A 10,857-nucleotide genomic window follows, 5' to 3' on the forward strand; every position below is an offset into this window, starting at 1 on the left:
TTAAGAGTTGACTTGGTCGAGCTTGGCGATTTTGTAGGTCCCGTCGACCGGCGCCATCTGCACCCTCAGGCGGTAGCCCTGCTCCTGGTCGGCCGCCTCGGAGTTGGTCACCTTGACCCGTACTGCAACGAGCACGTCGATCGAGCCGTCGACGTTGTGTTTCTCGACGGCGGCCCGCATGTCGGAAACCTGCACCTGGACGTTCGCGGCGCGGTAGGCGTCGACGAGCATCCCGCTGTACAGCGCGGCCTGGGCGCCGAAATCCCCGGTCGAGCACTCGATGATCTTGGCTTGCCCTGTTGTCATCGTGGTGGTGTCCGGCGCCTGCGTGGCGGCGACGCACTCCTTGGCGGCCTGCAGCGCCCGCGTCCCGTCGACCGCGGACGCGGAACTCTCCTCTTGCGACCGCCACATCAGGTGGCCGCCGCCGACTGCGCCCGCCGTCAGTAGTACGAGCACGGTGCAGATCCCGACCAACCAGCCACGGCCCAGCCGCGACGGTCGTGGACCGCGGGTCGATGCCTCGACGGATTCGGGCTGCGGCGTGTCATCCTCGGCGATTGTGGTTATGGCGTCCGACGTTTCTGCGACCGACTCTTCGGATGTCTCATCAGCCGCGGCGGGGTTCATCCGCCGGGCGCCAACATGTCCTTCCATCCGTTGTCTCCTGGATCGCTTGAGTTGCTGACGGAGTAAGTGACTCCGTCGGGTCCGACTACCTCCCCGCTGGACGGGCTGTAGATGGCCGATGAGCCCGGTGCCGGAGTATAAATGCACGGGTTGGGTTGTTGTCCGCTGCACTGGACTCTGCCCTGGCCAGGCGGGCTGAGCGGGTCGCTGACGGGGACGGGAGGCGGCGGCAACTGGTCGGCGGGCAGCGGGTTCATGCCGTTGTTGACCGACGGCGCCGGAATGACTTGGCCGGGATTCGGCGGCTGGTCGCAGCGCGCACCAGGGGCCGGGCAGGACAGGATCTGGTTCGGATCTCCATACCACGGGTTGGTGCCCATCGGCTGATACGGCTGGTCGCTGTGGCATTCGCGAGGCGTGGCGGCGCGCTTGCCGGGTACGTCGGCACATGGGTAGTTACGTGCTCCGCGGACAACATTGCCCTGGTAGTCCTTCGGGATCTTGCAATAAGTGTTCGACGGCAGCGGCGCCCTGCTGGTGTCGGCAAACGACCGCCACTCCGAGGCCGGTAGGAACCCGGTCAGGCACGGCGGCGGCTGGTTTATGGTCAAGTTGAAGTCGATCTTCGCCTGTCTGTCGAAGGGTGCCACGACGGATTGAGCGACGGCCGCGCCTTGAGGAAGGATGACTAGACCCTGCTCAAGCCCCTTGTTGTAGCGCTTGAGCATGTCGATCACGACCGCCAGGTTTGCCAGAGTCTGCGGCAGCGAGTCCCGCACCCCACTGAAGACGGCGTTCAGCTGATCGGCGGTGGGCGCGGCCTGTTGCAGACCGCTGCGCAGTGCCGCATCCTGCTCGGCCGACTGGGCGGCCAGGGTGTCGAGATTGCGCGACCATTGCTCGATGTTGTCCCCTGAGACGACCTGGCTTTCCAGGATCGGCGCCGAGTTCGCGATGACGTCGTTGACAGGGCCGAGGTTGTCGCGGAAGTCCTGGGCGATGCTGGTGGTCGAGTCCACCAAACGCTGTAGCGCCGGCCCCAGCCCGCCGACGGCCAGCGACGTCTCGGTCAGCAGGGAGTCGATCTTCTCCTTCGGCAACACCGCCAGGCCTTCGTTGGCCGCATCGAGCGCTGGACCGACTTCGCTGGGAACTGTGCTCTTGGTGATTGTCTGGCCGTCACTGAAGTACTGGTCCTGATCTCCCTTCGACACCAGGTCGAGGTACTGCTCGCCGATCGCCGACACCGAATGCACGTTGGCGGAGGCATCGACCGGGATCTTGTACTGGTCATCGATGCTCATCACCGCGCTGGCACCGGTCTCCGTAGGCTCGACGGCCGTGACCTTGCCGATCGTGGTGCCGCGGTATGTCACGTTCGCTGTCGCGTAAAGTCCGCCCGAGCGGGGCAGTTCGGCGTGCAGGGTGTACTGCCCAACGCCGGCCAGGCTGGGCAGCCGCAGATAATACAAGCCCAGCACGCTCAGCGCGATGACCGTCAGGATCGTGAAGAGAATCAGCTGGACCTTGATCATGCGAGTCAGCACAGCTCACTCACCCCTTTCGACCAGCGGCCCGCCGGGTGCGTCGTGCGGGTTCGGCGTGAAACGCACGTCCGGGATCATCGTCGCCGGATCGCGACCCCACGCCTGCTCCAGCGCACGCAAAGCCCCGGAAAACCCGGTTCCCGTGAGAAACGCGTTGTCTACCGTACTCAGCGTCAAGTCAATTGTCGCCGAGACGTTGACGTAGTCGCCCCGGATTAACTTGGGGATCCCCTCGATAGGAAACGGCGCCGTCAACAGCAGCTTCAGTGCACCGATCAGGTAAGGAGACGCACGGCCGAGCTGTTTGAGGGGCCGCTGCAGATTCTGCAGGTTGGTGTTGAGATTGCCGCTTAACTGCGACACCGTCTCGTCGGTGACCGCGCTGAACCTACCCAGGGCCTGGATCGCGTCGGCAAAGAGATCCCGGGTCTGGGCGAAATGCTCGATCAGCGGCGGGAACTCGGTGAGCACCCGGTCGAGCGTGTCGTTGCGGCTCGCCACGATGTTGAGCAGCCGGTTAGTCGAGTCGATGGCGCGGGTGAGGTCGTTGCGCTGCTGGTTTAGCTCATCGGTGAAGGTATCCAGCCGAGTCAGGAACTCGCGGATCTGGTCGGCGCGCCCGGTTAGGAGGTTGTAGACCTCGGTCTGGATCACCTCGAGGTTCGGGATGCCCCCGCCGGTGAGGATCGTACCGATGCTGGCCAGCACCCGCTCGGTGGTCGGGAACGCCGACGAGTCCTTCAATGGGATGGTGTCGCCGGCACGCAACTGTTCAGAGGTCGGGTCCGGCGGAGCCTCCAACTGGATGTGCTGCGAACCCAGCAGGCTGGTCTGCCCGATCTTGGCCAGCGCGTTGGAGGGCAACTCGACGCCGGGCTGTATACCCAGAGTGAGTGTCGCGACCCAGTTCTTCAGCTCGATCGACCGGACGGTGCCGACGAAGACGTCGGCGACGCGGACGCGGCTGTTGACGTTGAGCGCCAACGTGTCCGGCATCTGCACATAGATAGTCATCGCGTCCCCCGTGGTGCCCGGGCCACCCGGGAGCGGAACGTTGGCGATGCCCTTCCACGATCCGCACGATGTCAGCACAACTGCGGTCACGGCCAGCACTGCCGTGCGGCGAGCTATCCGATGGAACCGTCGGGTCGCCCGTGTCTTCTGATCGGTGCGTACGCGGCTCATCAGCGACCTCCTGCTTCGGCGGGCAGCGGTGGTCCGGCCGGGGCAGGCGCAGGTCCGGATCCCAGGCCCGACAGCGGCGATCCGCCCGGATCGCCCGGGACCACACCAGGCGCCGGAGCCGGTGGCGGACCAGGCTGGGGGTACCACGGCGGAGGCAACGGATTGCGCTCGTCGTAGGCGTTCGGCGGGCCGGGCAGCTTGCCGTTCGGCTGCACGCCAAACGCCGGCGGCGCGGCCGGGATAGGTGCGTCCGGTCCGCCGAGTAACGCGGCCAGCGAGTCGGGCGTGAGCATGTTTGCGGTGAACGGCTGCACGTCCACACCCTGCATGCCTGGCGCGGCCACCCAACCTGGCTCGTGGTTGCCATGGGAGAACAATGTGTCCCGGGAGAAAATGCCCGGCACGGTGGTGTCCTTGTAGCCAGGCGGCGGCTGCAGACGGGACTCCGAGTACGCGATCTGCTTCGGCAACGTCGTCGCGGTGTTGATCGGATTCAGGCCGAACGGCAGGTGGTTGAATTTGATCGCGTCCAAAATCGGTGCCAGGTACTGCGCGCACAACTCTGCCGACTCCTGGTAACCGAGCCGGCTGCCGGCCTGAATCGCGCTGCACACGAACTGCATTGGGTTGGCAAATGACGCAATCGCCGGTGCGGCTGACAGATTGCCGCGGTTCGGTTCGTAAATGTTCAGAAGATTTGCACCGTAGTGCGGAAGCACGTGCAGGGCTGTCTCCAAACCATTGCGCGGCTCGGGCTGCAGGATCGCGTTCGTGACGTCCGCGAGGTTGTCAATATCGGTGGTGAGCACCTCGCTGTTCTCGTCGAGGAACTCGCGCGTGGTGTTTAGCAGTTCGTTGAGGTCCTGCAGCGCGATCGCCAGTTCCCGGTCTGTGTTGGTGAAAGCGTTGGTGAACTGGGCGAGATCGTCGTTGAGCGCGACGAACTGCTGATCGCTGCGATGCAGTGCGTTGACAAACAGCGCGAGGCTCTTCACCACGCCGAAGAAGTCGCCGCGGCCCTCGTTGAGGGTCACTAAGGCTTCGGACAGGCTGTTCAGCGTGGCGTTGAGTTGCTGTCCCTTGCCGGACAGGCCATCGGCGAACGACTCGATCACATCACCGAACGGGCCCTTGGGCTGTTCGGGTGTCGGACCCAAATCGGTCAGGATGCGGTCGATCGAGTCCCTTAGCTCGTCATACTCGACGGGTACCTGGGTGCGCTCAAGCGGGATCACGGCGCCGTCCTTCAGCACCGGGCCGCCAGTATAGGGCGGCGCCAACTGGATGGTGCGCGACGCCACCAGGCTCGGGTTCAGTATCGACGCGGTAGCGCTGGCCGGGACCTTGTGCTTCTCTTCATAAGTAAAGGTCACCTTCATCCTGTCGCCTGCCGGTTCAATCTTGTCAATCGTCCCGACGCGCACGCCCATGATCTCGACCTTGTCCCCCGGATACAGCGCCAGCGTCTCGGTGAAATAGGCCACGACGGTGTTGGTCGTCAGCTTCGTGTACATGTTCCAGCCCACGACCGCGGCCGTCAGCGCCAGCACCACGACGAGCGCGCCGACGATCACGGAAGCCCGGGACATGGTCGGCACCTTCAGGTTTCCCATGTTGAAGATCGTTGGCATCTATGTGACCCCGTCATTGTTGTGGTCCGGGCGGGAGGAACGGCGGATTGCCCGGGAGCGGTGGAGTGCCAACCGGCGGAAGCTGCTGGCCCGGTCCCGGCGGTGGCGGCGGCCCCGGCAGCACCGTTGGCAGCGGCGCCAGGGTGGCTTGGCCACCCTGCTGCGTCGGACCGGGGAACGGTCCGGGCAGCTCGTGGCGTGCGCCGGGCGGCCCGGGGGCGATCGGCACCGGGGTGCCTGGGACTGCGGGAGCGGGTTGTCCCGGAATGCCGGCGCTGGCAATGCCAGGCGTGGGCGGCAATCCGTTCGGGTTGGGCTCGGAGGTCGCCACGTTGGGTGTTCCATAGTAGTTCGGCCCGAACGGGTTGTCGCCGAAGGGGCCGACCGTCAGGTCGGCGCACGGCAACGGGTTACCAGGGGTGGGCACGCCGTCCGCCGGTGGCGTGTACGAGCAAGGCGAGCCGGGTATCACGGCCGGACCGGGGAATTCTGGCGTGCCTTCAATCGGGGTTGGCGCCGGGGGCGGGGCGCCATTGGGGAAGCGCGTCCCGTTCGGATCCGGGAACCGGAATGCCGGCAGGCCGGCGTTGCGCCAGAACTCCTCGGGATCGATACCGCGCTTCTGGAAGGCGGCGTCGACGAACGGCTGCAAGACCTGGTAGGGCAAGAGGTTGGCGAGTAGCACCTTGAAGTACGGGCCCGACCCGATGGACTCAGCCAGCGACGCGGTGAATTTACTCAGCGTGGTTAGCACGTCGACCAAGCCGAGCTTGCGCTCCACCAGAATTTCGCTGACCGTCCGGACCTGCTCGAGCACCCTGTTGAGGTTGGGGTTGTCATCGATCAAGCCCTTGACCTGGTCGGAGAAGGCCGAGACCCGTTCGAGCAGCATGCTTACCGCGTAGCTGCGTTCGTTGATCGCCGAGAGCAGGGTCTGGGCGTTGACCAGCAGCTGATTCACCTGCTGGCTGCGATCTCCGAGAATGCCGGCGATCTTGTTGGCATTGCTCAGCAGCTGCTTGATCTGGCCATCGCGTTTTCCGATCGTGTCGGAGAAGCGGGCAACGCCGTCGAGCGCGGCACTTAGGTGCGGGTAGGTCTGGTCGACCGTCTCAGATAACACGTTCAGCGACTGCTTGACCGTGGTGGTGTCCCATCCCGACGCCGCCTTCGTGACGTCGAAAAACGCGTCGTAGATCTGATAAGGGGTGGTGGTCTGGCCGAGAGGCAGGACACCGTTGGCGCCCAATGGCTGCAACCCGCGGGGCTCGATCTCGAGGTTCTTTCGACCCAGGATCGTGTCGGTGCGAATGGCCGCGCGGCTGTCGATGCCGATCTGTGTGCTCCCGAGGGTGTAGCCCACCAACACTTTGTCGCCCTCGATGTCGGTTGAGGTCACCTGGCCGACATCCACGCCGGCGATGCGGACCTTGTCACCTGGATTGATGCCGCCGGTGTCGGCGAACTTCGCGTAATACTTGGGCTGTGCGAACAATATCGGCACACTGGCGAAGCTCTGCCCTACGCCGATGACGAGTACCAAGATGAGGAGGCCCTTGATCCCGCCGCGGACCCGGTTTGACCCTTCAAGAGTTCTCATTGCGCTGTGCACCTCCCCGAGGGCTGCTTGGTGATGTTCACCGTGCGGACCGGCCCGCCGGGCTGTAGACCGTTAAGCTGCAGCGAGATGTCGCAAAGGTAAAAGTTAAAGAAGTCGCCGTAGATGCCGCCGGCCCGTCCGACGATCTTCAGCGCGTCGGGCAGCTTGATCAGGAGGTCATTTAGCTGTGCCTTCCGATCGATGAGAGGTTGCAGGGTGGCCTCGAGGTAGCCGACAGAGTCCTGTAGCAGCGGTCGATTGTCCGACAGCAGGTCGGCGACCGTGCCGGCGGCGTCGCTGATGTCACCAACAGACGTCGCGATTGGGTCGGCGCGGTTCTTCAGCCCGGTGATCAGTTCTTCGAAGTTCACCAGCGTCTCGTCGAACTGCTGCTGGTGGCGGACCGTGGTGTCGAGCACGGTGTTGAGGTTGCGGATCACCTCACCGATCACCTGGTCTCTGTCGGCCAGGGCCGCGGTCAGCGACGCTGTCTGATCCAGAATGTCTGTTATGGTGCCGCCCTGGCCCTGGAAAATCGTGATGATCGACTGGGCGATGTTGTTGACCTTCTCGGGATCGAGCGCCCGGAAAAGGGGGCGGAAGCCGCCGATCAGCGCGTCGAGGTCGAGCGCGGGCTCGGTACGCTCCAAGGGGATGATGCCACCGCCGGCCATCCGTCGGTCGCTGTCGCCTCGCTTGAGCTCCAGGTAGCGGTCGCCGATCAGGTTGAGGTATCGCACCGAGGCGGTGGTCTCGTCGAACAGCGGCAACTCCCTGTCCACTTCGAAATCGACCTTCACTCGGGTACCCCCGTCCAGTAGCGCGACCTTGGAGACCTTGCCGACCTCCACGCCGGCCGCTCGGACGAATTGTCCAGAGCGCAGACCACTGGCGTTGCTGAAGATGGCCGAATATCCGGTCGTGCGGTCAAAGCGCAGCTGCCCGAACACCACAATGATCACCGCAGTGAAAAGCAGCAGAACAAGAGAAAAGGCGCCCAACTTGATCGCAGTACCTGTGATTTTCATGGATTGATCGTGTACTCCCCAATCTGGCGACCCCAGATGTACTCGGTGGCGAGCGGCTGGCCCAGCTCAAAATGGTTGTATGGGGCGATCGAGGCACCGGTGTCCATCACGAGGTACGGCGCCGGCCACAGGTCGCGCGTCACCGGCTGCCAGCAACCCGGACGGCCCTCCGGTCCACCCTTGGCATTCACCCGCGGCAAATTGTCCGGATACACATATGGGTTCTCGGCGCCGACGAGGGCTGACCGGGTGTTGAGGGAGTAGCCGTTGGCGCCGCCGACTGCGTCTGTGACCTTCGGTTCAACGTCGTGGTAGTTGCGAACGGTGCAGAACAGCGCCGGGCTGTATTCGTCGAGCAGGGCCGATGTGGGTAGCAGATCTTCCACGCCGCGCACCAGATATGGGCCGCCGCGCTCCAGGACATCCCCGCCGACGTTGCCGAACCCGACCGCGGCCATAAGGGCCTGATCGAGGTTGCCGCGCTGCTCGTTGAGGGTGCGCGCGGTGGTGACTGCGTTCTCCAGCCCGTCGAATAGGTCGGGAGCGGCCGCGGCGTACACATCACCGAGGTCAGCTAGGGCCTCGGTGTCACGGCGGATCTGCGGCATCCGTGGATTGATGTCGGCCAAGATCGCGTTTCCGTCGATGATTGACTCCCCGAACCGGTCACCCAGCCCGTCGAGCGCCTGCGCCGAAGCGGTGAGCGTCTGATTCAGCTTCACCGGGTCGACCTTTTCGGCCACCGACACCACGGTCTCGAACAGCGTGTTGAACTCTGTAGTCACGTTCCGCACGTCGATCACGTCACTGCTCGTGATGCGCTTGGACTGCGGATCGGGGGGCGTGGTGAACGATACGTACTTGTTGCCGAACACCGTGGTCGCCGAGACATCGGCAACGACGTTGGCCGGAATCAGATCGATGTACTTCGGATCCACATCGAGGGTGATCATCGCCTCGGGCTGGTCACCCACGTTCACGGCGACGACGTCGGCGACCCGGCCGATCTCGACCCCGTTGTAGGTAACCTTGGATCCGGGGTCCATCACCAGGCCGGCGCGCGCGGCTCTTAGGGTGAGCTGTTCGCGAGGGGTGAAGGCGCCGCGGAATTGGAACCACACCAGCGTGGCCACCAGCCCAAAGACGAGGAGAAGTACGAGGCCGGCTAGCTTGTACGGCGGCGTGCGCGGCTTGTTCAGTGGGAAGCGCGGGTCAGCCATGGCTACACCGTCAGGTTGAAGTTGGGGTCGGTCCCGTAAAGCGCCAGTGAGGCGAACAGGACGACAAGGACGATCGCGATCAGTGAGGCCCGCATCGAACGACCGACGGCCTCGCCGACGCCCACCGGCCCACCGCTGGCGTTGTAGCCGTAATAGCAGTGGTTGAGCATGACGATCACGGAGATGATCACCGCTTGCACGAACGACCACCCGACGTCGTCGGCGCGCAGGAAAGTGCGGAAGTAGTGTTCGTAGGTTCCGGTCGACTGGCCGTAGAACAGCGTCGTGGTCACTTGCGCGGATAGGAACGACATGATGATCGCCATTGCGTAGAGCGGGATGATCACCACGAAGCCCGCCAGGACCCGCGTCGAAACCAGATACGAGATGGACTTGATGCCCATGACCTCCAGTGCGTCGATCTCTTCACTGATACGCATGGCGCCCAACTGGGCGGTGGCGCCAGCGCCGACGGTTGCGGCAAGCGCCACACCGGCCACCACGGGTGCGGCGATACGCACGTTGACCAGTGCGGCGAAGAACCCGGTGAAAGCTTCGACACCGATGTTGCCCAGCGAGGCAAAGCCCTGGATCGCGATAAGCGAGCCGCCCGAGAGGGTGACGAACCCGACAATCGCCACCGTGCCGCCGATCACTGCCATCGCGCCGGTTCCCATTCCGATCTCGGCGATCAGACGCAGCATTTCCTTGCGGTAGGACCGTACGGCGTGGCCGATCGACCCGACCGCGGTGACCACAAACCAGGCGATCTGGCCGACACCGTCCAGTCCGCGCGCAGGTGCGGCGACGACCTTCTGGGCGCGGCCGTAGCTGCGCGGGAAGCGCTGACGCAGCACCGTGCCGGTGTTGGTGGATGCACCCATGTCAGCCACCGGTTCCGAATCGAACGCCGATCGTGGTCATGACGACGTTGACAGCGAAGAGCGCGATGACACAAAGCACGAGGGTCTCGTTGACCGCGGTGCCCACGCCCTTGGCGCCGCCAGAAACCGTGAGACCGCGGTAGCAGCCGACCAATCCGGCGATCAAGCCGAATGTCAGCGCTTTGACGATCGATATGATCACCTCCGGCAACCCAGTGACCAGGGTCAGTGTCGACACGTATGCGCCCGCTGAGATGTTCTGGATGTAGACGCCGAACACGAAGCCCCCGACCAGGCCGATAGTGATTACCGCTCCGTTGAGCAGAAAGGCAACGAACGTCGATGCGATCACCCGCGGAACGACGAGCCGGTGGATGGGGTCAATGCCGAGAACTTCCAGGGCGTCGATCTCCTCACGGATGGTCCTGGCGCCGATGTCAGCACAGATCGCGGTGGACCCAGCTCCCGCGACCACAAGAACGGTGACCAGCGGTCCGAGCTGGGTGACCGCACCCAGCGCAGCACCGGCGCCGGAGACATCGGCGGCGCCGAACTCAGCCAAGAGGATGTTGAGTGTGAAGATGATGAGCACCGTCAGCGGGATGGCGACCGCAACGGTAGGCAGGAATGCCACCCGCATCAGGAACCAGGCCTGAAGGATGAACTCGCGCGTCTGGAAGGGCGTACGGAACAATGCCTTGCCCGTGAGGACGCACATCTTCACGAAGCCGCCAACCGCTTCCATGCCCGGTTTTGCCTGGTCGCGGGCGTAGTCGAAGAGGCCCGATTTCTGAGATATCACCGGCGGGGCCTCATGATCTGACCGAGGACGGCATCGCCACAAATGCGGCGTAACAGCGGAGCATGTCGCACGTCCTTACCTTCCGGCACTTCAGGAGCTGTGATCTGCGGCCACCCTACCGGTTGGTAGTGAGGCGGCTCACCGGACTGTACCCGATCGTGGCCGCGCGGATCAGTAAATACAAGAGCCGCTTTAAGTACGCCCCAGCGAAGACTCCGTCGCAGGATAGTCTCGTGCTGAGATTGCCGGAACCATTGGCGCATAGGAATTGTCGACATCGTCAACAAAGCACGGCGCATCGACTCCGAGCCTGCAGCTACGTGGTCCAGA

At 64.1% G+C, this 10,857-nt stretch carries 9 protein-coding genes; all 9 read right to left on the bottom strand.

The window, feature by feature from the left end; all coding sequences use genetic code 11:
* Genes WA944_RS16605 through WA944_RS16645 form a run of 9 tightly spaced genes read right to left on the bottom strand, consistent with a single transcriptional unit; the run spans position 1 to position 10,470 of the window.
* Entirely contained in the window at positions 1-657 is a 657-nt protein-coding gene (locus WA944_RS16605; protein ID WP_526369659.1) for an Rv1363c family protein, read from the bottom strand.
* On the bottom strand, positions 627-2,177 hold the full coding sequence (locus tag WA944_RS16610) for an MCE family protein (RefSeq protein ID WP_526369661.1): 1,551 nt from the start codon (positions 2,175-2,177) through the stop codon (positions 627-629). Before WA944_RS16610 ends, WA944_RS16605 begins: the two co-directional genes overlap by 31 nt.
* A gap of 3 nt (positions 2,178-2,180) precedes the next feature.
* The gene (locus WA944_RS16615) at positions 2,181-3,362 is read right to left on the bottom strand and encodes a virulence factor Mce family protein (RefSeq protein ID WP_163887603.1); all 1,182 of its coding nucleotides are present in this window, start codon (positions 3,360-3,362) and stop codon (positions 2,181-2,183) included.
* On the bottom strand, positions 3,362-4,993 hold the full coding sequence (locus tag WA944_RS16620; protein WP_526369663.1) for a virulence factor Mce family protein: 1,632 nt from the start codon (positions 4,991-4,993) through the stop codon (positions 3,362-3,364). Before WA944_RS16620 ends, WA944_RS16615 begins: the two co-directional genes overlap by 1 nt.
* A gap of 13 nt (positions 4,994-5,006) precedes the next feature.
* Entirely contained in the window at positions 5,007-6,593 is a 1,587-nt protein-coding gene (locus WA944_RS16625) for a virulence factor Mce family protein (protein WP_526369668.1), read from the bottom strand.
* A complete protein-coding gene (locus WA944_RS16630) occupies positions 6,590-7,621 on the bottom strand; it encodes a virulence factor Mce family protein (protein ID WP_370332584.1) in 1,032 nt (343 codons plus the stop codon). Before WA944_RS16630 ends, WA944_RS16625 begins: the two co-directional genes overlap by 4 nt.
* Positions 7,618-8,841, bottom strand: a complete 1,224-nt coding sequence (locus WA944_RS16635) for an MCE family protein (RefSeq protein WP_163887599.1) — start codon at positions 8,839-8,841, stop codon at positions 7,618-7,620. The genes WA944_RS16630 and WA944_RS16635 overlap by 4 nt, the downstream gene beginning before the upstream one ends.
* A gap of 2 nt (positions 8,842-8,843) precedes the next feature.
* Positions 8,844-9,725 carry an MlaE family ABC transporter permease gene (locus WA944_RS16640; RefSeq protein WP_163887598.1) on the bottom strand — a complete coding sequence of 294 codons (882 nt, stop codon included), beginning with the start codon at positions 9,723-9,725 and terminating at the stop codon, positions 8,844-8,846.
* A 1-nt stretch (position 9,726) separates the two neighbouring features.
* Positions 9,727-10,470 carry an MlaE family ABC transporter permease gene (locus WA944_RS16645; protein ID WP_163895500.1) on the bottom strand — a complete coding sequence of 248 codons (744 nt, stop codon included), beginning with the start codon at positions 10,468-10,470 and terminating at the stop codon, positions 9,727-9,729.
* Positions 10,471-10,857 lie beyond the last annotated feature (387 nt).

The sequence above is a fragment of the Mycobacterium sp. genome (assembly GCF_049683355.1).
Classification (GTDB): domain Bacteria; phylum Actinomycetota; class Actinomycetes; order Mycobacteriales; family Mycobacteriaceae; genus Mycobacterium.

Excerpts from the sequence above, each read along its gene's own strand:
- WA944_RS16605 (WP_526369659.1), bottom strand. The coding sequence starts at position 657 with ATGGAAGGACATGTTGGCGCCCGGCGGATGAACCCCGCCGCGGCTGAT.
- WA944_RS16615 (WP_163887603.1), bottom strand. The coding sequence starts at position 3,362 with ATGAGCCGCGTACGCACCGATCAGAAGACACGGGCGACCCGACGGTTC.
- WA944_RS16620 (WP_526369663.1), bottom strand. The coding sequence starts at position 4,993 with ATGCCAACGATCTTCAACATGGGAAACCTGAAGGTGCCGACCATGTCC.
- WA944_RS16625 (WP_526369668.1), bottom strand. The coding sequence starts at position 6,593 with ATGAGAACTCTTGAAGGGTCAAACCGGGTCCGCGGCGGGATCAAGGGC.
- WA944_RS16630 (WP_370332584.1), bottom strand. The coding sequence starts at position 7,621 with ATGAAAATCACAGGTACTGCGATCAAGTTGGGCGCCTTTTCTCTTGTT.
- WA944_RS16635 (WP_163887599.1), bottom strand. The coding sequence starts at position 8,841 with ATGGCTGACCCGCGCTTCCCACTGAACAAGCCGCGCACGCCGCCGTAC.
- WA944_RS16640 (WP_163887598.1), bottom strand. The coding sequence starts at position 9,725 with ATGGGTGCATCCACCAACACCGGCACGGTGCTGCGTCAGCGCTTCCCG.
- WA944_RS16645 (WP_163895500.1), bottom strand. The coding sequence starts at position 10,470 with ATGGAAGCGGTTGGCGGCTTCGTGAAGATGTGCGTCCTCACGGGCAAG.